We start from the raw sequence: 21,721 nt of genomic DNA, 5'->3' as shown, positions 1-21,721 counted from the left end.
TAAGGAGCACGCTTCATGGAATATATTCGCGTTAACAGTATCGAAGATCCGCTTTTTACAAAGCTTCATAACTTAATGAAGGAAGTCTTTCCACCTGAAGAGGTACTAGAGTTCGATTTATGGAAAGAGCCGCTCGAAGATCCAGGCATCAGGGTGTTTGTTGCTGTACATGAGGATGAGGTGGTTGGAGTAACCGAATACCGTTACTATCCAGACTGGAATATCGCAATGACGGATTTCACCATTGTTGGGAAGCCAGGCCTCAGTCTTGGGCGTTTCCTTGCAAATAAAAGAATGGAAGACCTGCAAAACCTTGCTGGCGAAAAAGGTGTAGAGTTATTCGGGATGTTTGCGGAAATTTATGACCCATATCGAAAGAAAGACCATGATTTTGGCGGAGTAAAAACAATGGATCCGTTTGTGAGACGCGAAGTATTATCTCATCTTGGTTATAAGCGAATTGATATGGATTACGTTCACCCTTCCTGGGAGAATGACGGAGAAGCTGTAGAAGGACTTGATTTATGCTTCATGCCAACAGATGAGAATACTCAAGAGCTCCCTGCAGCATTGATTACAGATTTTCTTACCACTTATTATTCCGTGCTCGAAAACAAGCCGGAGAAGTGGATTAAGATGGTGGAACAGCTTAAAAATAAAGAGACCGTGGCATTGCTGCCATTATAATGTGCAGACCAGCAGTAATCTTTACTGCTGGTTTTTTGTTTCTTAGGAAATTATAAAATTATTTAATTGTGGATAACTACAGGTAGTATTCTTAATCCAGCTCCAGCACCTAGCCCCACGAGTCGCTTGTCTAGCTGCGGCTCCTAACTCCTCGAGACGTTTCGGTCCTGCCAATGAAGGTCAAAGAACGACTTCATTAGGCGGCCCTCCAGCGCTTGTCGGGGCTGAACGAGACGCTTGCGCTTTTTGTTCTGCAGATATCTAAATCGCTCAAGCTGACCAAATCGCTTTCCTTGCTAATAAGAATCACATGATTTGTTTTCATCCAAAAGATTTTCTATAATTAACCCTTGACTACATAATTGAAAGGAGTCATCATATGGAATCATTAAAAGGGAAAACAGCGTTAATTACTGGGGCTGGCAGAGGCATCGGCCGTGCTGCCGCAATTGCACTTGCAAAAGAAGGCGTTAATATTGGCATGATCGGCCTGACACTTGCCAATCTGGAGAAAGTTACTACTGAAATAGAGGAATATGGAGTAAATGTATCAGGAGCTGTAGCGGATGTATCTAATATGGAATCTGTACAGCATGCTGTCGCGCATATTACAGAGGAGCTAGGGCCTGTAGATATCCTGATTAACAATGCTGGAATCGCAAAATTCGGCGGCTTTCTTGATCTGGAGCCACAGGAGTGGGAAAAAATCGTCCAGGTCAACTTGATGGGAACATACTATGTGACCCGTGCGGTCCTGCCAGGAATGATTGAGCGGAAGACAGGTGACATAATCAATGTTGCGTCAACTGCAGGGCAAAAGGGAGCACCGTTAACAAATGCCTATAGCGCATCAAAATTCGGAGTACTAGGGTTGACTGAATCGCTAATGCTTGAAGTTCGAAAGCATGATATCCGTGTCAGCGCACTCACTCCAAGTACAGTAGCGACTGATCTGGCCATTGAGACGAATTTAACAGATGGCAATCCGGATAAAGTCATGCAGCCAGAAGATCTGGCCGAGTTAATGGTAGCACAATTAAAATTGAACCGCCGCGTCTTCATCAAGACAGCTGGTATGTGGTCGACCAATCCATAATCATCCCGAGGATAGAACCAGTAAAGGTTTTATCCTCTTTTTTTTCACCAAATCCAACAAAAACAAAGTGTCCTTCTGAGAAATACACTACCGATCACTAATAATACCTGGTACTAAATAAGTGGAGAGATACTGTTAATTCTTGCTGTTTTACCCTCTGAATCGGCTATTATTATATTGAAAAACAACTTAATTATTTTGATATAACTTTAGAAAGGCAATAAAAAAAACGGCCTAAGCCGTTTTAAAAAGCATATTGGAAAATCCCATAATATAGGGGCAATACAAAGATCAATCCACTCAGCTTAGCTGCAAGCGGCATGGGTTCTTCCTCTTCTTCCAGGCCAAAATCCCCTGCAAACCGCTCTGCAAAGAATATGGTGAAAATTACATCCCAAAGGAGACCGAAAACGAAGACGAATTTCCATACTAAAGGGGTTAGCATTTCTGTTTCCGTCACATATCCGAATAAACCAAGCCAAGTAATGATTGAAATTACAAAATCCAGCCTGGTGACATTGTTTTTATATTTCCCTTTGATCAAAAACCAAATTGCCGTCGTACCCATAAACCCTAAATACATTAACCATAAAAAATCAGTCATTTTCTTACCTCGTAATCTTTTAATTAGTTTTTTACCGGAGTTGTTTAATTGTCCAATTCTGAAACTTAAACAGAATGGTCGAAGCAAGACACAGTGTCCTAGATAAACAGCCTGTAAACATACTTATCCTATTATAAAGGTGCACCCGCAATGTTGGAATAGAAATTGTCGAAAAATCACTTGTGCATTTTTTAATTTGAATGTTGAATTAATTTATAAAAGGTGTAAAATTACACTAAACGAACCGTATTGGATTAATGAGGGATAGGGGGATAAAAATGGAACATGCTCCTAAAGAAGAAAGACGCAGGATTTTCCGAAATGAGCTTTATAATTTAAAAGAATTAGGCTATGTTTCAGCGGAGGAATATAAAAGTGTATCAGAAGCCCATAATCAATTTTTCCTGGATTTGCTGGCACAAGAACGGCAGGAAAAAGAGTTGGCCGCCAGGAACAGAAAGGATGATTCCACAGCCTTTGAAGTCCAACCTCCAGCAACTATTGCGAGGAAGGAACAACCCAAAGCGCGCCCAGCAAAGGTCAGGCCAAAGAAAACAGCAGAAGAGATTCGTGAACGGAATATTTCCTGGTCATTGAATATTGGGGTGATCATGCTATTAATAGGCGGATTGTACGTAGCGACAAGCAACTGGGAAAGTATGACTCCGTGGATGAAGGCTGGGTTAATCGCACTTGTTTCGGCTTTATTTTACGGAATTGCCTATACGAGCTACAAGATCATAAAAATCGAGAAGACCGCCTTTGCGTTCGTCGTCCTTGGCAGCCTTTTCCTGCCAATTTTCACCTTATCACTAGGCTGGTTTGAATTGCTAGGCTCTTATTTATCGTTCTATGGTGGAGGGAGGTTCATCTTAGGAACAATTAGCAGTTGTATTTTAATCCCGATTTATGCGTTTCTGGCCAAAAAGCTATCATCAAGGTTATTTGTGTGGTTTACCTTAATTGCGACAACCATTGCAGCAGCATACCTGCTGAGGGCGATTGGATTGGAGACAGACGGATTTTACCTTGGTTTGATTTTATTCAATACACTTCTGATTGCAGCCTACCACCAGCTTAAAAAGAAAGCTAAGCTGCCGTTGTTCACAAAGGAACTTGCTCATTATTCTCAGGCAAACTTGGTCCTGTCTACCTTATTAATGCTTTTCACTTATGAAAATCATGTTTCCAATGGCTTCAATTTGATATTGACTGCTGTTGTATATCTGTCGATGATTTTCGTGAATGGGCATAAAGAGTATCATTTTGTTTTCAGTGCCATGTTCATTTATGGTGCATATCAAATTCTTGAAAATTGGCGATTTACAGAGGTAAGCGTAATAGGTTATGCACTTCTTGGGTTCGTGTTTCTGTTCATACCAAGGTTCCTGGATAATAAATACGCCTTAAAAAGGGCTTTCCAAGTTACTAGTGCTGTTGTATCAGGTCTTGCTTTTTTGTTCATAACAGCTGAAGGGATGATGATTCATACAGAAAATCCATCTTTTATTCTTATGGCAGCTTACCTGATCATTTCAGCTAACTTCATTTATCTTGCGAATACCAATGAAAATATCATTTTTAAATATTTAAGTCCGGTTTTTCTTGCAGCCGCCATGTTTGAAGCAATCTTGCAGATTGGAAAATATTTCGGTTTCGAAAATCTTGTTTTGCCAATTTATTTCATTGGATTCATTCTCTTCATTCTTGCAGGCTGGCTGGTCAAGATGAATTATCTACAAGCCATTAAAAAAAGCTCGCGGGATGTCGGAATGATGATCATGCTTTTCATGATTCTTGTTACTTTTTCGATGTTCGACTGGTGGGAGCTGGCACTGATGTTCTCCCTGACTGGCTATGCTTTGTATGTCATGATGGAAATCGAAAACAGACCGTTTTTGCTGCTAATGGCTCAATGGGCAATGCCTACCGCTCTGGGCTTGTCAGCCGCTTCAATCGGTGAGGAGATACGGCTCCATTCCAGCTTTTATAACGATTTGCTCGGTATCCCAGGAAATTTAGCGCTTGCGGGTATTCTTTTACTGGTTGTCAGTGTTGGCCTTCGCAAAACAAAGGAAATCACTCTTTCGCGAAATGCTTTTTTCATTGGCAATGGTTTCTATGCAGCAAGCCTCTTTTACACATTTGTATTTCCTATATCAAATATCTACGGAGAATCGCTAATTTGGTTTGGCGGAATCCTGATGTCTCTTTCGCTTTATAAAGCGACAAGAGAGTCAATGGCCGCCTTAATATCCGGTGTAGTCAGCCTTGTCTGGTACCTGATATCAATCGCCTCAATTAATGAAGAAATATTGGATTTTAGTGCCGCAGTAGAGTCTTTACTCATCCCTTGCGGCGGATGGTTATTGTTGGGAGCAGCTGCTTTACTTTTTCAAAAGCAGAGAGGGCTGGCAGTTGCTTATTCATGGATAGCCCATGTCTACCTCGCTCCAATAATGGCCATTGAATTCATCCTTTATGGCGAAGAAGCGATTTTAAGCTATGTGATTGCCACTGGAGTTTATGCGGCAAGCATTTTCTTTGTAAAAAGAGAATGGAAAGTAAAAACGCTATTATACGCAGCATACACAACGTTGTTCTTAGCGATCAAGACAGGTATCAGTTATTTTACAGGTACAGATTCTGGCCACTATGCCTTTTTGATGACAAGTATTTTGTTGACTGTATTCTGGGTTTTGTCATCGACAAATTACAAACAAAGAACTTTATTTTACCTAGTTCCAATTTCGTTGTTAGGAGTAGCGAGCTTCCTTTCAGCATATCCCTACAGCTGGCTGCTGTTCGGAATAACAATTGGTTATGCAGCAGCGATATTGGTTTTGCTCCATAGAGTGAAATGGGATTTAGCTGCAATGATCCCGTTATTGATGATCTTTTACGGCACAATCCAAATCATGTTCCTGGCACAGCTTCACGTTTATTGGGATCTGGCCATTCTTTCAGGATCTGGAATTTTGCTTATTTTTTCAGGGAGAAGGAATTATAAGAATCTCTGGGAAAAGGGGGGAGTTTTTGGACTGCAAAGCCTGGATGCTTATTCATTAGCCGGCTTCTTGTTCATTGTTTCCGTGGCACTAATGAATGGCGAAACCTTCTGGGCGCTCATTATCCATGGACTCCTTATATCTGCAGGGTTATGGCTGCAGAGGAGCAGGGTTCATGGCAGAGGAGTAAGTGTCCTTCTCTTTATCGCAGGTGCGTACCTGCTGGTTCCTTATTATGCAGCCATAGAGCAGCTTACAATCCCTGCCTTATTGGAAAGGGAGGTATACGTACTTCCGTTCGTGGCTCTTGCGATATTTTCACGGTCTATTTTCAAAGAGAGAAGCAATCAAATCACCAGCTATATTCAATGGGCAGTATTGATTTTGGTCTCACTCTTGCTTATTCAGGATGGCCTGGACAGCAATACGGTTTATGATGCCTTGATTCTTGGATCACTGTCGCTTATTTCCATGCTGGCAGGAATGTGGCTGAGGGTAAAAGCCTATTTCTTCGTTGGAGCAGGCGTCTTGCTCCTTAATATGGTCATGCAGACGAGACCCTTCTGGGGAAATCTGCCATGGTGGGGTTACTTATTGATTGCCGGATCAATCCTGATAAGTGTTGCCAGCTTCATTGAATGGAATAAACAAAAAGGAACCAAAGGGGAGCAAACCTTCCTTATAAAGTTGAAAGAAAACCTACTGTTGAAATTGAAAAACTGGAATTGATTAAAGCTGGCAAAGGATTGATCTTTTGCCAGCTTTGTCTATTTGTAAGGCACTATTCGCAACTTTTGCTGCTTTCTAATATAGATTTTATCAATCAGTATGGTTTAAGTTAGAAAGGAAAAAAGTGCATTTCTGTATGATTTCTGTTAACATTCATAAAAATGAGGGTATCACCTCAGCTAAGGAGGTTGTAAATGAGGGATGTAACTCTTTTAAACATATTTGAACACCATATTGCCCAGAAATATCTGAAGCGTTCTGGTATGGCCCATGCTATTGCTGTGGCGTACCACGCATTCCATCTTGCAAGGGAGCATAATGTAGACGTTGATATTGCCGCAAAAGCCGGTTTTCTGCATGATATCGGCCATTTCACCTGGTACAGGAACGGCAAATGGGACTATGAGCTCTACCGTAAAAATGATATCCATCCAATTAAGGGAGCAGAGAGAGCGCATAAACTCTTGATCCGATTGGGTGAAAACCCCGTGCAGGCGAAAGCCACTTCACTTGCAATTCTTTTCCACACAGACTCCTTTTTGCCTTCAAATGATATTGTCCGTACTCCGCTTCAGCAGGTAGTGAAATGGGCAGATGAGAAAGACGAAGAAGAAGGAGGAAACCACCACTACAGGAAAATAGACGCTGAACGGGCAAAACAAAGCATTATCAGGCTTGATAAAATGATTGATGAAGTGCTTAATAATGGTGAGAGTGGGGGAGGAACACAATTGCCTTCTTAAATATAAAAGGGCATCGGGTTTGACCCGATGCCCTTGCTCATTTGCGACCCTTGCTGTTTATTTAACGGTTGCCTGGGAAAATTCTTTCTATTGTCGCATTAAAGTCGTCAGTAAGCCCCACGATTGGTCTTCCGGTCTGAAGCTGCTCCCTATAGTCTGTCATATCAACAACAAAATCCGCATTGGATGATACATAAACATCAGCAATTGACTCATCGGCGATTTTAATCTGTTGAGAAATTTTATTTTCTAAATCACCCGGAATAGCCTTTGTATCGCCGTTTTCGAGAACTATAGCCACATAAGCTTTTCGCTGCACAGTGATGACAGTTGCGTTTTGAACACCATTAAGCATTTCTACTTGTCCCTCCGCATTTTCATCCACATGCATCCTGTATGTTTGATTATATGAATTGGAGGTGTACTCCTGGTTGATCCTCTGGATTTGTGCACCATCATTATTTATCTGATAAGTTTCTGCTCCCTCATCCGTATATGTATTGCACCCAGTGAACAAAAGGACGGTCATAATCAGGATAAGCATCTGTACGCTAATTCGTTTCATTGGCAAATCCTCCTCTTTTTTGAATCGCAAATAGAATGTCCAAACGGAAGGAATTTTATTCAGAATTTCCCAACTTAATAAAGTGAGTAAAGAGTCTTATTTTATGGCCGAGTGTGTAATGGAATACAAGGGAATACGGATAAAAACAAGATGCAGGAATTTTATGAAAGCGCCGCCATAAGATTTATAGAATAAAATCTTAGGAGGTTATCAATGAAAAAGACCAGGAGTTTAGTGAGTATCGCTGTGACAATTGTTTTCATTCTTTCTATCTTTTCAACAGCCGAAGCGGCTAAGAAAGTGCCTGTTGCTTCTGAGAAGGACCCGATCGTTTTTGTCCACGGTTTTACAGGTTCAGCATCCAGTTTTGATAACATGAAAGAATGGCTTATCAGCAAGGGATGGCCATCCGATTACCTGTATGCCATTCAATATTCAGATACTATAGGAAGCAGTGTAGACAATGCGTACGAACTGCAATCATTCGTGAAAAACGTCTTGCGCCAGACAAAAGCATCAAAAGTAGATATAGTTGCACATAGTATGGGCGGACTAAGTACTCGATACTATGTAAAATACCTGGAAGGTTCTCAAAATGTCGATGATGTAGTCACATTAGGTTCCCCTCATCACGGAACGAATTCTTCATATTTCGGGTTGTGGACAGAAGGAGCAAGAGAAATGGTTCCTGGAAGTGCTTTCCTGAACGACTTAAACAGTGTTGATGAAACACCGAATGGCAGTGACACGTCAGCGGCCATTCAATACACATCAATATATAGCAGTGCTGATACAGTCATTAATCCTTACACGAGTTCAATCATAGAGGGGGCAGAAAATATTGAAATTAGTGGTGTAAGCCATAGCGGTTTGTTGACTGATTCAACAGTAAGACCTCTGATCCTTGATGGCTTGGAAGATGGGGGACAGAATACAAATTAAGCAGACAAAAGGCCAGCTTCGATGCTGGCCTTTTGTGATGCGTTTATGAATCAGGGTTGATAAAGTTCTTCTTTTCCCTAAGTTTGTAAAATTTCCAAACATCCTTTATGACGATTTTTACAACTGAATAAAGTGGTATGGCGATTAGAATTCCTATGAAACCATACAAGGATCCTGCCGCAATTAACAGAAGGATAACGGTAATCGGATGGATGCTGAGCTTTTTCCCCATCACCTGAGGAGTGACAAGATTCCCTTCAAGCTGCTGCACGATTAAGAGGACAACCAGTACCTTCAGCATCATCATTGGACTGCTTGTGAGAGCTACAAACAACGCTGGAATGACACCAATAATCGGTCCCAGAAAAGGAACCACAGTCAAAAACATCGTGAAAATAGCTAAAATAAGAGCGTAATCAAGTCCAATAATCTTGTAACCAATATACATAAGCGTTCCATCGACAAGGGCAATGATGAATTGGCCTGTTACATATGTGAACAGTGTTTTATCTATATCCTTCAAGATTCTATTGCCTTCCTGCTCATGTTCATCAGGAATTAGCTTCATAATATAAGGCCTTAATTTTTCATCATCTTTCAGAAAGAAAAATGCAAGAAACGGGACAACAACGAGTACTGTCGCGATACTCGTAATAACGGAAAATACTGTCATAATATTTTCCCCCAGGTTTTGTGAAACCCTGCTTAGATAGTTTAGTGCCCTTTGCTTGATATCCTCTGCATTAATAAAACCAAGCTGATTATCATTGATGACATTTTTCGATTCTTCCGTAATTTCCTCTACCTTTTGTGGGAAATTTTCAGTAAAGTCACTGACCTGTCCTCCTAATAGAGATCCCGCAAAATAAATAAATCCTGTGAATAACCCAGCTACTAAGATGAATACAATCAATATACTTGCAATCTTTGGCATGAATCGGTCAAGCCATTCAACTGGCTTCCGCAAAATATAATATATGAGGCCAGAAATCAGAACAGGAAAGAAAATGGCAACAATAAAGTTTTGCAGCGGCCAAAGGAAGTAGTCTATCTTCCCAAAGAGTAAAATGATAAGCAGCAGCAGGATCGTTGCTGTTGCGTATTTAAAAAAAGGTCGTTGAATCCACATATGGTTACCCCCTGAATATTTATGTCTCTTTTTAATACATACCTTAATGGATTGGCCACTAAACAAACTGGTTGTCATATAGTGGACAGTACCTTCATATAATTATAAAAATTGGTAGTTTGATATAAGTTTTAACGGGTAAATATTCTGGTCAGCAGAAATAGAATTGCAGCATTAGCCACTGGTCATCTTCTGTGTAAAGGGGTCTCTGTATGGTTGCAGTCGAAGAACATCTGTTATTTATAAAGGAACTTGGCCGTTTATTCGATGAGTACGCACAATGCGAGGATAAGGAACTGAAAAATGAGATTTATAAAGATATTCAGCTTTTAGGTGAAGCAATCAATATCAGCAACTAGGTTCAAATAGATTCCGGCGAGCCCCTGAACAGCGGCTTGCCGTTTTTATTTTGGGGAGCATAAAATCCAGATAGTATAAAAGGCTGGTTAACAAAAAGGTCTTAATTGAAGTTATATTTAGGAAAGCTGGCCATCTTTCTTTCATATATATGAAACAAGCATATGAAAGGGGAGGGGTTATATATGAAAATTGACCTTTCGAAAGAACAATATTTAACACTCGTGAAATTAATGCAGCTTGGAAATTGGCCGCTTGGGTTGACGGAAGCCAATAAGGAACTGGTGAGTAAAGCGGAGGATCTTGAACAATACATTTTTTCGCTCGCAAGGGACTTTGAAGCTGGTGACGGGATCTACTATGACAAGGAAGAAGAGTATTATTACCTTTCCGAGGACCTTAAAAATACAGTTGAAGCGATTATAGATGAATACGAGGAAGACGTATTTTGGGACCAGCTAACCCATAAGCTCGCAACAATTGATTTGAAGCGCGAAGTCAGCATCAATGCTTCTATAGAACAAAAAATAAATCGGCTTTTCCAGCTGAAGGCTCGTTATGAAAAATACTTCCTGGAAAATGGACTGGACAAGATTGATATATTATAAAGTAAAATCCGGCCACATCCAGGCCGGATTTATTTTATGAAAATTCTCGCTTTTTCTGAAATGTAGTCAGCGGCAAATACCAGGGCAAGATAGAAAAATAGCAAAAGAGTTATGTCTGTGTAATGGAAAAAACTCATGCTCAGCTTGAATTGCTGTCCTAGCCCGCCTGCGCCAACAAACCCTACGACAATCGTCGTCCGCATGATGACTTCCCAACGGTAAAGTATATACGTCAAGTATCGAGGGAGAGCGGCTGGGAGTACACCATATAAAAAAAGCTGAAAACGTCCTGCCCCGGATGAAGAAAGATTCCGAACCGGTCTTGAGTCTAAATCTTCTATAACCTCTGCAAAAAGCTTTCCGAGAATCCCGAAATTATGAAGAGCAAGTGCGATTGCACCCGGCAATACTCCAGGTTTAAAGATGAAGATGATGATCATTGCCCAAACAAGCTCCGGAACTGCCCGAGAAAAGATATACCCTCCGCGAACAATACCAAATGAAAGCCAACCATGCCATTTCTTAACCAGCGTGAGGGACCCGTCTGCAACATTCCTTGCTGCTGGTACAACTGTCAGGAATGCGGCAATTGTGGCGAAGCCAGTTGCCATCACACTCATCATCAAAGTTTCGAATGTAAGATTGAGTGCGTTTTTCCAGTTTTCAGCATGAAGATAGGCTGGACTTTCTTCATCGATACCCAAAAGCCCTTTAAAGAATTTGCTAGCGTAAAAAAGATTCTTTTCTGTAAAAAGTAAGGTCAAGCTTGCTTTTTCAACAATAAAGATCGAAACCCACGAGCCAACCATAAGTAGCAATAAAGCATAGACGGAAGCTGTCACAAAGCTAAGTTTATATTTCTTCATTGTACCAGCCTCTTTCTTAATTGATTGCTCCAGAGATCAATCACGATGACTAGGGCGATTAAAAAGTATACGAAAGTCCAAACTTCATCATAGTGAAGGTCATCTAGACTCAACTGAATTTGATACCCCAGGCCGCCGATACCGACAAAACTCATGATGGCGGACGAACGGACTGCGCATTCAAACCGGTACATCGCATAACTCGTAATGTTCGCTCTTACCAACGGCAAGTAGCCATACCATAAAGCCTGCAGTTTTGAAGCTCCTGCTGCTTCCAATGCTTTAATGGGTTCCTGTGATATATCCTCTAGCATATCTGCAAAAATTCTTCCAAGGATGCCGCCGTAGGGGATAGCCAGTGCAAAAATCGCGGCAAAAGGAGAGAGGCCGATCGAGGCGACGAATAACCAGGCCCAAACGAGTTCATGAATAGCTCTCATGAAGCCAAGCTGGCCTCTGAAAAAAGGCCGAATATACCTTTTGATGTTACCTTCTGATACCACAATTCCTGAGGCGAGAATTCCATAGAAAAAAGCAATGATAATCGCAAGGCTCATGCCGGCCGAAGCATAAGAAAGAGTAGTCCAGCTTGACTCCATGGCCAGAATAAGGATGTCACCTGATAATTCAGGCGTGAAAAATGCTGCCGCAATTTGTTTGGCTGTTTCTAACCCCTTGCTATGAATCAATTCGCTATTCCATTCAACAGAGAATAAGCTCATGATAAACACCAACGATAGGAGCAGTGTTAAAATTTTCCGTTTATGAAGCTCAAAGCTCAACCATCTTTTATCCATATCAAGAGATCTCCTTTAGTCTGTAAAGGTTCTTGATCTGGTCATCAGTTACGGAAGAAGCGGGGAGGTCAAAGAAGATCTCACCATCTTTAAGGGCTATCAACCTATCGAAGTATTTCCTTGCATATTCTACTGAATGAAGGCTTGCGATTAGTGTTTGCTTTTCCTCTAAAGCGATTTTTACTAATAATTCCAGGACGTCTTCGGCACGCGCTGGGTCCAGGGAGGCAACCGGTTCATCGGCTAGGACGATTTCAGGACTTTGGACAAGAAGCCTTGCAAGCGCTACTCGTTGTTGTTCTCCGCCTGAGAGGGAAGAAGTTTTTTCATACAATTTATCTGTCAACCCTACCCGTCTGAGTGCCTGGGCAGCATATTCCTTATCCTGTGGGATCAGCATGGATAGGATAGATTTAATAAGGCCCCATTCAGAAAGCCTGCCAGCAAGAACATTATGGATGACCGGAAGCTCTCCCACAAGGTCAAACTGTTGGCGGATGATACCGATTTTTTTTGCTCTCTTCTTATGATCCATTAGCTCAGAGAGAGGGTGGCCGTCTATAAGGATTTCACCCTGGCTTGGTGGAAGAATGGCTGACAGCAAGTTCAGCAATGTAGTTTTGCCTGCTCCGCTTGGACCAATAAGGGCAACTAATTCTCCTTTGTTAACAGTAAAAGAGAGGGAAGATAATGCTATCTTCCGCTCATAGATTTTTGATATTTGCTTAAGGCTTATTGCTTCCTGCATGAAAATCCACCTACTTGATGATCTGGAGTTGCTTTGCGACCTTTTCTATTGCTTCATAATTTTCATTCTTCGTTTCTATAAATTTATCAGTCTGCAATAACGCCATGATTTCATTATCCTCTGAAGTCATGGAAAGAATTGCTTCTTTGATTTTGGCTTTGGTGTCTGCATCAACCTTGTTTAATGTCCAGTTGTAGTCATAGTATTCAGGCGTTGTATAAAATACTTTTACCTTTGATTCATCTACTTTTCCTTCTTTAACAGCTGCTTCCCATACAGAAATATTTAATGCACCAGTCTGAAACGAACCTGATTCCACTAGTTTATAAGTTTTATCATGTGAACCGGAGTAGTTAGGTTTTCCATCAAGATCCTGATCCGGGTCTAGGCCAGCTTCCATCATAAAGTAGCGCGGCATTAAATGACCGGAAGTCGAACTTTCACTGCCAAAAGTAAATGACTTTCCTTTTAAATCTTCTAACTTATCAATCTTAACATCGCTATTGGCAATAAATACGGATTTAAACTTTTCATCAATTGGTCTCTGTGCAAATGCTTCAGCTTCAGGAACTAAGTTTCTGGCCTGTACACCAGTAAGGCCCCCAAACCAGGCCAGCTGGATTTCGCCGCGTTCAAAGGCAGTGACAAGCGCTGAATAATCCACAGAAGGGACATACTCCACATTTAATCCTGTCTTCTCTTCTAAGTCCTTCGCAAAATCCTCCATGCTCCTGTTCAAGTCTGCTGCATTCTGGTCAGGAATCGCCCCAATTTTTATCGTTTCTTTTTTTGTGTCCTTTTGTCCATCGTCTGTACCATTGTCAGAACAAGCCGCAAGGGTAAAGAGCATCAATAAGCTTAATAATGTTAGCCATTTTTTCATTTGTTATCACCTTTATAAATAAATTTTATGCATCCTATAAAATTTATCAATAACAAGAGAATAACTCAATACATTTTGATGAAATTTAATATGAATATTATGGAAGGGGGGATTATTCGGTGTCCAAGCATGGTTAATATTAAGTAAAGACGGTTTTTAACAGAGCCATTTAGCACTTTAGTAAAAAGAAACCTGACGGGGCAACTCCATCAGGTTCCTAATGTTTCTATTTCGCCTTTTCCGCCCATTCTTCCACATTCCAGACTTTTGTTACCCAATCTTCGTAGAAGTCTGGTTCGTGGCTGACGAGGACTATCGTCCCTTTATAAGCCTTCAATGCTCGTTTTAATTCTGCTTTTGCAGAAATGTCAAGGTGGTTGGTAGGCTCGTCGAACAGCAGCCAGTTGCTCTCGTGCATCTGCAATTTTGTCAGGCGAACTTTTGCCTGCTCTCCGCCGCTAAGCTGGTTCAACGGACGTGATATATGTTCATTCTTCAGGCCGCCACGTGCCAATGCCGCGCGTACTTGATGCTGATCCATGCCCGGGAATTCGCTCCAGACATCTTCAATCGGCGTGATGCTTCCTGCTTTCACTTCCTGTTCAAAGTAGGAAGGGTAGAGGAAGTCGCCGCGTTCAATTTTTCCGCTCAATGCTGGGATTTTTCCAAGCATCGTTTTCAACAAGGTCGATTTACCGACACCATTCATTCCGACAATCGCAATCTTTTCACCGCGCTCGATCGTAACTGACAATTTCGGGAGAAGCGGGTGAGTATATCCAATTTCAAAGTCGGTGCCTTCAAAAACATAACGGCTGCTTGCGCGTGATTCCTTGAACTCAAAAGTAGGTTTGACGGCTGTTTCAGGTCTGTCAATCCGTTCCATACGGTCAAGCTGCTTTTGTCGGCTCTTTGCCCGTCCTGTTGTCGAATAGCGCGCCTTATTTTTGGCAATGAAATCTTCTTGTTTCTTGATGAATTCCTGCTGTTTTTCATAGGCGTTAATATGCTGATTCTTGTTGATCTCAGCTAATTCCAGGAATTTTTCATAGGTAGCAGTATAGCGCGTCAGCTTTGAAAATTCCAGCTGGAAAATAACATTTGAAACCGGGTTCATGAATTCAGTGTCATGTGAAATCAGGATAAAAGCATAAGGGTAATCCTTCAGGTATTTTGTGAGCCACTGTATATGCTCGACATCAAGGTAGTTGGTCGGCTCATCAAGCAGGAGAACCTTTGGTTTTTCAAGCAAAAGCTTTGCAAGCAGGACTTTTGTGCGCTGACCGCCGCTCAAAGCAGAAACATCGCGGTCTATACCGATTGCATCCAAACCAAGACCCCTCGCAGCTTCTTCGACCTCCATATCAAGGGAATAGAAACCCCCTGCATCTAAGGCATCCTGGATTTCGGCCATTTGTTCAAGTAGCTTTTCGAGCTCCTCAGGTGTTGCGTCCGCCATTTTTGCTGTGACTTCATTCAGTTCTTCTTCTTTCTTAAAAAGAGGAAGAAACGCATCACGCAATACATCGCGGATTGTTTTTCCGGGTGTCAAAACTGTATGCTGGTCAAGATATCCATACTCAACACCTGGAGTCCATTCGACTTTACCGGAATCGTGTATCAATTGCCCGGTAATGATATTCATCAAGGTCGACTTTCCGACACCGTTCGCTCCTACAAGACCAACGTGGTCTTCTGCCAGCAAACGAAAAGAAACATCCTTAAAAAGGGTACGATCCCCAAATGTGTGGCTTAAATTTTCTACATTCAATAAACTCATGATAAAATCCTCGCTTTAATCTATTTTAAGAGAACAAATATTTTACAATCACATTTCTTAATCATACTAAAATCTCTGGATTTCGACCAGCGTTTTCTAGGCTGGAAGATATGGAAACTGTTCCTGCCAGCTTTGTGGCATATTACCTAATTCGGTTCCCGAAACAACAACCATAGACTTAGCAGAAAATTCCTTTATTAGGATAAATTAACTGAATTTACAAAAAATACAGTCTATTAATTGAAGACGAGTTTCCACCTCTGCTATATTGTTATTCAATACATAGAAGGAGGTTTTATATAATGAAAAAACGGTTGTTATCTAGTCTGATTCTGGTTGGTGCCTTGACGGTCTCTTCAATTCCATTCAATGTCCTTGCCCACGACGAACTTGGTGATGTTAATATTGAAAAAGGAGAGAGGGCTGGTTATAGCAACGTTTCTGTCCCGGTAATGGAGGGCAGCAAAAACCTTCAATTTTTACATGAAGCAGCAGCTCCTGAAATGGAGACGGTAAGGGCTGACGGAAAGCAAAACAGCTTTGCAGATGTCTATGCGCATAAAGGTTATGCCTATCTTGGAACTCATACAAGAAATGGCGGAAATGGCGGGGTAAGGGTATTTGATATGAAGGATCCGTCAAACCCTGAAGAGGTTGCTGTGTTTGCCAATAATGATATCCCTGGAACCTGGCAGGAAAAAGTAATCGTAAAAAGCGTCAACACTCCATCGTTTAAAGGAGACCTTGCAGTGGTGAGCGTACAGCAGCTTAGCCGTAATAACCCTGACTCAAAAGGCGGATTCTTGCTTTATGATGTTACAAATCCTTCAGAACCCAAAAAGCTTGGATTCTATGAAGTTACGAAAAAGACTAACGGTACACACGAATTATACTTAACGATGCAGGGGAACCGTGCAATTGTACTTGCTGCCAATCCTTATGCAGACTATTATAGCCATGGGGAGGAGAAGGACTTTCAGGTTGTCGATGTCAGCGACCCTGCAAACCCTCAAAAACTATGGGAGTTCGACCCAAGAATGCTTGAGGAAATTCCGGACGATTTTAACGGATACCATTGGAGTTCTCCTGATGGAAAAATTCGTCCAGTATTCAACCACAGCACGATGATAGATGAAACCGGAAAGTATGCCTATGTCTCAATGTGGGATCTGGGAACAGTCATTTTTGATATCAGCAGTCCCGAAAACCCTCAATATCTAGGACGTACAGATTTCGGTTCTGACCAGCAGGGATCCGCGCATTCGGCGACCCTTGCCAAAGGAGGAAATGTACTGATTGAGACAAGGGAAGTCTATAACCCAACGAAAGAAGGTTATGAACAATCCTATGGCTACACAAGGATCTTCGATATTAAGGATAAAACAAATCCTAAATTGCTAAGTGAGTTCAAGACCGACTTGGTTGATAACGTCGAGGATCGTGTTACTTTCGCAAATACAGTCCACGACCCTAAAGTCCATGGAAACACATTGTACTTGTCCCACTATGCAGGGGGAGTATATGCAGTAGATATTACTGATCCAGCAAAACCGGTTCAAGTAGGTCAATATGTTCCTGAAAGAAGTGATGTTTGGGGAGTGTTTGTCGATAGGAATTATATTCTTGCATCTGATATCGGGTCAGGATTAAAGGTTTTATTGAAGAATAATAGTTCCTCCGCACCACAGAGCCAGGGAGTAAGATAAAGATAGAGTAAAGCACGCAGAAATGCGTGTTTTTACTTTTTCATTATAAAGTTTAGGACCATAGAGACAGGGTAAATGGTAACTGACTAACTAAATTGAGGTGTAAAATATGGCAGTTACCAATAGTTATTTGTTTACTAAGGAAGATATGGTCAATCCAGACCTTGTACCTGAATGGGTGATAAAAGAATATAAGAATTTCCGGGATGTTGTCACAAATCGAGAGTTTCCTTGCTACTTTGGAATGACTGCCGAGAAAAAAGGAGAACTCCGTTATTCATATATAAGCCGGGACAATTGGGATCAATTACCCGGCGCTATTGAAGAATTCATTGCATTGTTTGATGATGCCAAGCCACTTATAAGACATGGATTATTTGTATTCGTGGAACCTGAAATGGAAGAAAAAACAATTGAATACTATCGTGAATACTTCTGGAATGTGCTTCAGTTCCTGCATGAAAAGGATACGCAGCCATGGCCTGCTGATTATCCAAAAGATCCAGATCATCATTTATGGGCATTTTCGTTTGCAGGCGAACCATTTTTTGCTTTCGGAAATGCACCGGCCTATAAACAGCGGAAAACTAGGGACTTGGGCAATAGTCTCGTTCTTGGTTTTCAGCCGCGTCGGATTTTCGAGGGACTTGAAGGAACGTCAAAGGGCGGAATTATGTCACGGGAAAAGGTAAGGGAGCGCGTTGAGAAATGGGACAACCTGCCAAAGCACCCTAATGTAAGCCATTATGGCGACCCGGATCATCGAGAATGGAAAATGTATTTTATTGGAGACGATAGCAAACCAATAGAAGGCAAATGTCCTTTTCATCATAAATAAGACTAGGGGCTAAATTCTAATTTTAGAATTTAGCCCTTTTGTGTTGCAATCGTCTTAAATCGATTATTAAATCTACTTTGATGCTTAGATGAAGCTTTATAGGTTCTAGTAACGGTCAAACACTGATTGCTTAAAATGACACATTCATAATGTAAAATTATGACTTGTTTTGCTATAATTGTATTGGGCTAGAATTTATTCGAAGAACTGACATCCACATCCCATACTTTTTTAGAAGGGAAGGATGCTTTATGAAGGCTACTGGAATTGTGAGGAAAACAGATCAACTTGGCAGGGTGGTCATACCGATGGAACTCAGGAAAAAACTGAGTATCGGGGAAAGTGATCCGCTCGAAATATTTGTTGATGAGGATATGATAATCCTGAAGAAATACCAGCCAGATCTGACTTGCCTCATAACCGGTACAATCAGCAATGATAATATGTCACTGGCAGAAGGAAGAATCGTCTTAAGCAAAGAAGGGGCTGAGCAATTGATCAAAGAACTGCAAAGCTATCTGGCAACCACCTAGAAACAGCCTAAAGGCAGTCCTCAAATGAATGAGGACTGCCTTTTCTATCTTCATATTATTATACATCTTTTCGATAAATCGGCATGCTCATGCAGCGCGGGCCCCCGCGTCCTCTTGATAGCTCAGAGCTTGGAATCTCAATAACTTCCACACCATTTTTGCGCAACAAGTCATTTGAGACGTAATTTCTGTCATAGGTGACAACTACACCTGGGGCAATAGCCAGTGTATTGGAGCCGTCGTTCCACTGCTCACGGGCCGCTGCGATTTCATGTCCTCCTCCGCATGGAATTAATACGAGCTCCTGCAGGCCCAGGACTTCCTTCAGTGTTTCAGTTAAATTGGAGCGTGCCGAAATGTTGAGCTTGTCAGGATCAATGCCTTTTTCAAGGATATAGATTTTCATATTTCCATTAGGTCCTTCAATCCCGTGATGGATCGTAAACTTCTCATGGTCCACCATTGTAAACACAGTATCTAGATGCATATAGGCTCTTAATTTAGGGATCTCAACTGCAACTACTTTTTTTATAGTATTGTTTCTTGTAAAGATTCGTTTCGCCAACTTTTCAATTGCCTGGGCGGACGTTCTTGCACTAACCCCGATCGCAATTACCTCAGGACTAAGCACCAGCTCGTCTCCGCCTTCTAATGGATAATATTCATCACGATCATACCAATGCGGAATATCATGATTGATGAACCGTGGATGGTGTTTAATAATAAAGTCCATGAACAATGATTCTCTTTTTCTTGCACCCTCACACATCTTGTTTAGAGAGATGCCATTTCCAATTACAGCTGCCGGGTCCCTGGTAAAATAGAGGTTTGGCATTGGATCAAGAAAGAATGGGTAGTAATCATCGAGCAACTCATGTAAGTGAACCTTTTTCTCCTGCTCGATTTCTGATTTAAGTACACCAGACATAACTTTTTGGATCATTTGATCAGTTGAAAGTGAATGAAGATACTCTTCAACCGTTTGCCTTGAGCCATTCAAGTTGCTTTTGCTTTCATTCAATACTTGATGTATGAACTGTTGTTGTATTTCTTCAGTATTCAATGCTTCTTCCATTAATTTTTCCAGGTAAAGAACCTCAACTCCACGGTTTCTTAATACATCGGCGAAATAATCATGTTCTCTCTGGACTGCGGGTAAATAAGGTATATCGTCAAAAAGAAGTCTCTCTAAGTACTTAGGCGTAAGGTTTTCGACTTCTTTTCCTGGCCGGTGCAGGACCACGGATTTTAACTCGCCAATTTCAGATGTTACATTCAAAGGGTATTTCATAAAAGCAGCCTCCATATTCAGTATCTATTTCTATTTGAAATAAGGAGGAAGTGATTATTATGTAGAACTCAAATTTCACTGCCCCCGCCAAACTGCTTGCCTGCAGACTGGCTCCCTTTTCTATACCCTCAAATAAACTTTCAAACCTAATTTTAAAAGTCACGTGAATAAAAGTTTGGTGCTTACAGTCCAGAAAACGTCTTTTAAAACCAGTGTTAAGGTTGAATAAGAAACCTGTCTTCAATGTGAATGCAGTTTCAGAAAATATCATGCATTGTGGCGAAAAATAGGGGAAAATAAACAGGTAAAAAAAGAAAGCGTTTTCTGTCCTTCATAGATGTACAAATAAAATAAATATGATAAAGTATATTTTGTGAACACACATGAAATACGGAAAAAGTGACAAATTAATTGTCCTCTCCAAAAAGACAGATGTATCCATTATAATGACATGCCAAATGTAACGGCAGAAAGGGGATTTACGATGTCTAGTAAAACATTGGATCAATTCTTAAACGAGAACCTGGAGGATCTAAAAGGGAAGGGTTTATATAATGTAATCGACCCGCTTGAAAGCCCTAATGGACCAGTGATAACAATCAATGGTAAGGAAATGATCAATCTTTCCTCTAATAATTACCTTGGACTTGCAACTGATGAGAGATTGAAAAAGACTGCAGATGAAGCCATTGCCAAATTTGGAGTGGGAGCAGGTGCAGTACGGACAATCAACGGTACACTCAAGCTGCATATAGAACTTGAGGAAATTCTGGCGAAATTCAAAAAAACAGAAGCTGCGATTGCATACCAATCAGGATTCATGTGTAATATGGCTGCTATTTCAGCTGTTATGGATAAAAATGATGCCATCCTTTCTGATGAATTGAACCATGCATCAATCATTGATGGGTGCCGTTTATCCAGAGCAAAAATCATCCGCTTCAACCACTCAGACATGGAAGACCTTCGCGCAAAAGCGAAAGAAGCGAAAGAGTCAGGCCAATACAATAAAATCATGGTGATCACTGACGGCGTGTTCTCTATGGATGGTGACATCGCAAAACTTCCGGAAATTGTTGAAATCGCAGAAGAATTCGACCTAATTACATATGTTGATGATGCACACGGTTCAGGTGTATTGGGTGAAGGTGCTGGAACTGTTAAGCATTTCGGACTTTCAGATAAAGTCGATTTCCAAATCGGGACTTTATCAAAGGCTATTGGTGTAGTCGGAGGATATGTAGCTGGTAAACAAAATTTAATTGACTGGCTGAAAGTAAGAAGCCGTCCATTCCTTTTCTCGACTTCGCTCACTCCAGCCGATGTTGCAGCCAGCATTAAAGCCATTGAAATCCTGATGGACAGTACAGAACTGAACGAGCGTCTATGGGACAATGCAAACTATCTCAAGGATGGACTGCAAAAGCTTGGTTTCGACATTGGCCATTCTGAGACGCCAATCACCCCATGTATCATAGGGGATGAAGTCAAGACACAAGAGTTCAGCAAAAGGCTGTACGAAGAGGGAGTATACGCTAAGTCAATCGTATTCCCTACCGTACCCCGTGGTACTGGCCGCGTAAGGAATATGCCTTCGGCCGCACATACGAAGGAAATGCTAGACAATGCCATTTCTATTTATGAAAAAGTAGGCAAAGAATTAGAAATTATTTAATTGAATAGGCCGGTTTGAATGACAAGCCGGCCTATATTTTCTTTTAATAAAGTCCGATTTTTATACTTAGATTAGTGTCCAGCTCCAGCGCCTAGCCCCTCGAGTCACTTGTCTAGCTGCGGCTCCTAACTCCTCG

At 41.3% G+C, this 21,721-nt stretch carries 20 protein-coding genes; 11 read left to right on the top strand and 9 right to left on the bottom strand.

The window, feature by feature from the left end; translation table 11 throughout:
* The first annotated feature begins 15 nt into the window (after window positions 1-15).
* Both J7I80_RS22155 and J7I80_RS22150 read left to right on the top strand, forming a co-directional pair.
* Complete coding sequence (locus J7I80_RS22155) at window positions 16-687, top strand: GNAT family N-acetyltransferase (protein WP_214741471.1); 672 nt, start codon at window positions 16-18, stop codon at window positions 685-687.
* A gap of 379 nt (window positions 688-1,066) precedes the next feature.
* Window positions 1,067-1,783, top strand: coding sequence for a 3-ketoacyl-ACP reductase (locus J7I80_RS22150; protein WP_214741469.1), 717 nt, complete (start codon window positions 1,067-1,069; stop codon window positions 1,781-1,783).
* A gap of 244 nt (window positions 1,784-2,027) precedes the next feature.
* On the opposite strand, the gene J7I80_RS22145 is transcribed toward J7I80_RS22150, so the two are convergent.
* Window positions 2,028-2,387 (bottom strand): hypothetical protein, encoded by a 360-nt coding sequence (locus J7I80_RS22145; RefSeq protein ID WP_214741557.1) that lies wholly within the window; start codon window positions 2,385-2,387, stop codon window positions 2,028-2,030.
* 278 nt (window positions 2,388-2,665) lie between these two features.
* Here J7I80_RS22145 and J7I80_RS22140 point away from each other — a divergent pair, with 278 nt between their 5' ends.
* Together J7I80_RS22140 and J7I80_RS22135 are read left to right on the top strand one after the other, a co-directional pair.
* Window positions 2,666-6,124, top strand: a complete 3,459-nt coding sequence (locus tag J7I80_RS22140) for an SCO7613 C-terminal domain-containing membrane protein (RefSeq protein ID WP_214741467.1) — start codon at window positions 2,666-2,668, stop codon at window positions 6,122-6,124.
* A 194-nt stretch (window positions 6,125-6,318) separates the two neighbouring features.
* Window positions 6,319-6,867 (top strand): HD domain-containing protein, encoded by a 549-nt coding sequence (locus J7I80_RS22135; protein ID WP_214741465.1) that lies wholly within the window; start codon window positions 6,319-6,321, stop codon window positions 6,865-6,867.
* Between the two features lie 61 nt (window positions 6,868-6,928).
* On the opposite strand, the gene J7I80_RS22130 is transcribed toward J7I80_RS22135, so the two are convergent.
* Window positions 6,929-7,432, bottom strand: a complete 504-nt coding sequence (locus J7I80_RS22130) for a YhcN/YlaJ family sporulation lipoprotein (RefSeq protein WP_214741463.1) — start codon at window positions 7,430-7,432, stop codon at window positions 6,929-6,931.
* 213 nt (window positions 7,433-7,645) lie between these two features.
* Between J7I80_RS22130 and J7I80_RS22125 the strand changes: the two genes are divergently transcribed.
* Window positions 7,646-8,374 carry an esterase/lipase family protein gene (locus J7I80_RS22125; RefSeq protein WP_214741461.1) on the top strand — a complete coding sequence of 243 codons (729 nt, stop codon included), beginning with the start codon at window positions 7,646-7,648 and terminating at the stop codon, window positions 8,372-8,374.
* 43 nt (window positions 8,375-8,417) lie between these two features.
* Here the strand turns inward: J7I80_RS22125 and J7I80_RS22120 are convergent, their stop codons facing one another.
* Window positions 8,418-9,503: an AI-2E family transporter gene (locus tag J7I80_RS22120; protein WP_214741459.1), complete on the bottom strand. Its 1,086-nt coding sequence runs from the start codon at window positions 9,501-9,503 to the stop codon at window positions 8,418-8,420.
* A 212-nt stretch (window positions 9,504-9,715) separates the two neighbouring features.
* Between J7I80_RS22120 and J7I80_RS22115 the strand changes: the two genes are divergently transcribed.
* Together J7I80_RS22115 and J7I80_RS22110 are read left to right on the top strand one after the other, a co-directional pair.
* Window positions 9,716-9,862, top strand: coding sequence for a hypothetical protein (locus J7I80_RS22115; RefSeq protein ID WP_167830874.1), 147 nt, complete (start codon window positions 9,716-9,718; stop codon window positions 9,860-9,862).
* Between the two features lie 183 nt (window positions 9,863-10,045).
* Window positions 10,046-10,468, top strand: a complete 423-nt coding sequence (locus tag J7I80_RS22110; protein WP_214741457.1) for a hypothetical protein — start codon at window positions 10,046-10,048, stop codon at window positions 10,466-10,468.
* Between the two features lie 29 nt (window positions 10,469-10,497).
* Here J7I80_RS22110 and J7I80_RS22105 read toward each other — a convergent pair whose 3' ends face one another.
* From J7I80_RS22105 to J7I80_RS22085, 5 genes are all read right to left on the bottom strand, one after another.
* Window positions 10,498-11,334: a PhnE/PtxC family ABC transporter permease gene (locus tag J7I80_RS22105; RefSeq protein ID WP_214741455.1), complete on the bottom strand. Its 837-nt coding sequence runs from the start codon at window positions 11,332-11,334 to the stop codon at window positions 10,498-10,500.
* Window positions 11,331-12,131, bottom strand: coding sequence for a PhnE/PtxC family ABC transporter permease (locus J7I80_RS22100; RefSeq protein WP_214741453.1), 801 nt, complete (start codon window positions 12,129-12,131; stop codon window positions 11,331-11,333). The genes J7I80_RS22105 and J7I80_RS22100 overlap by 4 nt, the downstream gene beginning before the upstream one ends.
* A gap of 1 nt (window position 12,132) precedes the next feature.
* The gene (locus tag J7I80_RS22095) at window positions 12,133-12,879 is read right to left on the bottom strand and encodes a phosphonate ABC transporter ATP-binding protein (RefSeq protein ID WP_214741451.1); all 747 of its coding nucleotides are present in this window, start codon (window positions 12,877-12,879) and stop codon (window positions 12,133-12,135) included.
* Between the two features lie 10 nt (window positions 12,880-12,889).
* Window positions 12,890-13,762 carry a putative selenate ABC transporter substrate-binding protein gene (locus J7I80_RS22090; RefSeq protein ID WP_214741449.1) on the bottom strand — a complete coding sequence of 291 codons (873 nt, stop codon included), beginning with the start codon at window positions 13,760-13,762 and terminating at the stop codon, window positions 12,890-12,892.
* 226 nt (window positions 13,763-13,988) lie between these two features.
* The gene (locus J7I80_RS22085) at window positions 13,989-15,542 is read right to left on the bottom strand and encodes an ABC-F family ATP-binding cassette domain-containing protein (RefSeq protein ID WP_192472369.1); all 1,554 of its coding nucleotides are present in this window, start codon (window positions 15,540-15,542) and stop codon (window positions 13,989-13,991) included.
* 302 nt (window positions 15,543-15,844) lie between these two features.
* Between J7I80_RS22085 and J7I80_RS22080 the strand changes: the two genes are divergently transcribed.
* From J7I80_RS22080 to J7I80_RS22070, 3 genes are all read left to right on the top strand, one after another.
* Window positions 15,845-17,248 (top strand): LVIVD repeat-containing protein, encoded by a 1,404-nt coding sequence (locus J7I80_RS22080; protein WP_214741447.1) that lies wholly within the window; start codon window positions 15,845-15,847, stop codon window positions 17,246-17,248.
* 109 nt (window positions 17,249-17,357) lie between these two features.
* Window positions 17,358-18,086 carry a YqcI/YcgG family protein gene (locus J7I80_RS22075; RefSeq protein ID WP_214741445.1) on the top strand — a complete coding sequence of 243 codons (729 nt, stop codon included), beginning with the start codon at window positions 17,358-17,360 and terminating at the stop codon, window positions 18,084-18,086.
* Window positions 18,087-18,337: 251 nt separating this feature from the next.
* A complete protein-coding gene (locus J7I80_RS22070) occupies window positions 18,338-18,619 on the top strand; it encodes an AbrB/MazE/SpoVT family DNA-binding domain-containing protein (RefSeq protein ID WP_214741443.1) in 282 nt (93 codons plus the stop codon).
* A gap of 58 nt (window positions 18,620-18,677) precedes the next feature.
* Here J7I80_RS22070 and arcA read toward each other — a convergent pair whose 3' ends face one another.
* On the bottom strand, window positions 18,678-19,910 hold the full coding sequence (arcA, locus tag J7I80_RS22065) for an arginine deiminase (protein WP_214741441.1): 1,233 nt from the start codon (window positions 19,908-19,910) through the stop codon (window positions 18,678-18,680).
* Between the two features lie 484 nt (window positions 19,911-20,394).
* On the opposite strand from arcA, the gene J7I80_RS22060 reads away from it, so the two are divergent.
* Complete coding sequence (locus tag J7I80_RS22060; RefSeq protein ID WP_214741439.1) at window positions 20,395-21,585, top strand: glycine C-acetyltransferase; 1,191 nt, start codon at window positions 20,395-20,397, stop codon at window positions 21,583-21,585.
* The last annotated feature ends 136 nt before the right edge of the window (window positions 21,586-21,721 follow it).

It is taken from the genome of Bacillus sp. ISL-41 (assembly GCF_018613235.1).
Taxonomy (GTDB): Bacteria; Bacillota; Bacilli; order Bacillales; family Cytobacillaceae; genus Mesobacillus.
The sequence above is the reverse complement of the archived record's forward strand: the minus strand, read 5'-3'. Positions and strand labels throughout refer to the sequence as shown.

Excerpts from the sequence above, each read along its gene's own strand:
- J7I80_RS22155 (WP_214741471.1), top strand. The coding sequence starts at position 16 with ATGGAATATATTCGCGTTAACAGTATCGAAGATCCGCTTTTTACAAAG.
- J7I80_RS22150 (WP_214741469.1), top strand. The coding sequence starts at position 1,067 with ATGGAATCATTAAAAGGGAAAACAGCGTTAATTACTGGGGCTGGCAGA.
- J7I80_RS22145 (WP_214741557.1), bottom strand. The coding sequence starts at position 2,387 with ATGACTGATTTTTTATGGTTAATGTATTTAGGGTTTATGGGTACGACG.
- J7I80_RS22140 (WP_214741467.1), top strand. The coding sequence starts at position 2,666 with ATGGAACATGCTCCTAAAGAAGAAAGACGCAGGATTTTCCGAAATGAG.
- J7I80_RS22135 (WP_214741465.1), top strand. The coding sequence starts at position 6,319 with ATGAGGGATGTAACTCTTTTAAACATATTTGAACACCATATTGCCCAG.
- J7I80_RS22130 (WP_214741463.1), bottom strand. The coding sequence starts at position 7,432 with ATGAAACGAATTAGCGTACAGATGCTTATCCTGATTATGACCGTCCTT.
- J7I80_RS22125 (WP_214741461.1), top strand. The coding sequence starts at position 7,646 with ATGAAAAAGACCAGGAGTTTAGTGAGTATCGCTGTGACAATTGTTTTC.
- J7I80_RS22120 (WP_214741459.1), bottom strand. The coding sequence starts at position 9,503 with ATGTGGATTCAACGACCTTTTTTTAAATACGCAACAGCAACGATCCTG.
- J7I80_RS22115 (WP_167830874.1), top strand. The coding sequence starts at position 9,716 with ATGGTTGCAGTCGAAGAACATCTGTTATTTATAAAGGAACTTGGCCGT.
- J7I80_RS22110 (WP_214741457.1), top strand. The coding sequence starts at position 10,046 with ATGAAAATTGACCTTTCGAAAGAACAATATTTAACACTCGTGAAATTA.
- J7I80_RS22105 (WP_214741455.1), bottom strand. The coding sequence starts at position 11,334 with ATGAAGAAATATAAACTTAGCTTTGTGACAGCTTCCGTCTATGCTTTA.
- J7I80_RS22100 (WP_214741453.1), bottom strand. The coding sequence starts at position 12,131 with ATGGATAAAAGATGGTTGAGCTTTGAGCTTCATAAACGGAAAATTTTA.
- J7I80_RS22095 (WP_214741451.1), bottom strand. The coding sequence starts at position 12,879 with ATGCAGGAAGCAATAAGCCTTAAGCAAATATCAAAAATCTATGAGCGG.
- J7I80_RS22090 (WP_214741449.1), bottom strand. The coding sequence starts at position 13,762 with ATGAAAAAATGGCTAACATTATTAAGCTTATTGATGCTCTTTACCCTT.
- J7I80_RS22085 (WP_192472369.1), bottom strand. The coding sequence starts at position 15,542 with ATGAGTTTATTGAATGTAGAAAATTTAAGCCACACATTTGGGGATCGT.
- J7I80_RS22080 (WP_214741447.1), top strand. The coding sequence starts at position 15,845 with ATGAAAAAACGGTTGTTATCTAGTCTGATTCTGGTTGGTGCCTTGACG.
- J7I80_RS22075 (WP_214741445.1), top strand. The coding sequence starts at position 17,358 with ATGGCAGTTACCAATAGTTATTTGTTTACTAAGGAAGATATGGTCAAT.
- J7I80_RS22070 (WP_214741443.1), top strand. The coding sequence starts at position 18,338 with ATGAAGGCTACTGGAATTGTGAGGAAAACAGATCAACTTGGCAGGGTG.
- arcA (WP_214741441.1), bottom strand. The coding sequence starts at position 19,910 with ATGAAATACCCTTTGAATGTAACATCTGAAATTGGCGAGTTAAAATCC.
- J7I80_RS22060 (WP_214741439.1), top strand. The coding sequence starts at position 20,395 with ATGTCTAGTAAAACATTGGATCAATTCTTAAACGAGAACCTGGAGGAT.